Raw genomic sequence first — 969 nt, forward strand, 5'->3', positions numbered from 1 at the left:
CTAGTGTGGTGTTTCACAAGTAACGCTCATATTCTGGTCTAGGCTTTCAGTATCAGAAAAGCACCGGAGCAACGATATGAGAACTGGCCGTCCCGCTTCCCCTATCGAGCTGAGCGACGAAGAGCGCCATGAACTACTTCGTCGCTCCCGGCAGCGTAAGGGCCCTGCCGAATCCCGCATTCGAGCCGAAATTATCCTGGCGTGCGCGACCGGTGAGTCTGGTACTTCTATTGCCAACCGACTCGGTATTGGTGTCCACACAGTCTCGCGCTGGCGAGTCCGATTTAATCGGCTACGCCTCGATGGGCTCAATGACGAGCATCGTTCTGGCCGGCCGCGCAGCATTACCGACGAACAGGTTCAGCAGGTCGTTAATCAGGTATTGCAGTCCAAACCTGCCGACGCCAGCCACTGGAGTACTCGCTCCATGGCCCAGGCAACCGGGGTTTCACCCGCCAGCGTGATGCGTATATGGCATGCCTTCGGACTCAAGCCTCATCTGGAAAAAACCTTCAAGCTATCGACCGACCCTGCGTTTGTGGACAAGGTTCACGATATCGTTGGGCTGTACCTCAACCCACCCGACAAGGCCTTGGTGCTCTGCATCGATGAAAAAAGCCAGATTCAGGCGCTCAACCGCACCCAGCCCGGGCTGCCTCTGGCTCCAGGCAAGCCTGCCACGCGTACTCACGATTACAAGCGTCATGGAACAACGTCGTTGTTTGCCGCGCTGGATGTTGCCACCGGCGAAGTGATTGGCCGCCTGAAACGCCGCCATCGGAGTACCGAGTTCTTGGCATTCCTCAAAGAGGTGGATGCCAATGTTCCAGAGGACATGCCAATCCATTTGGTGATGGACAACTACGCAACACACAAGACTGACAAGGTTAAAGCCTGGCTTGCGGCTCACCCACGCTATCAAGTGCATTTCACGCCAACCTCGGCGTCCTGGTTGAACCTGGTGGAGCG

Annotated in this window: 1 protein-coding gene; it reads left to right on the forward strand. The window is 56.6% G+C overall.

The window, feature by feature from the left end; translation table 11 throughout:
* Positions 1–76: 76 nt before the first annotated feature.
* A partial coding sequence (locus tag PSEWESI4_RS11465; RefSeq protein ID WP_187671340.1) for an IS630 family transposase occupies positions 77–969 on the forward strand: 893 nt, incomplete at its 3' end.

The organism is Zestomonas carbonaria, assembly GCF_904061905.1.
Taxonomy (GTDB): domain Bacteria; phylum Pseudomonadota; class Gammaproteobacteria; order Pseudomonadales; family Pseudomonadaceae; genus Aquipseudomonas; species Aquipseudomonas carbonaria.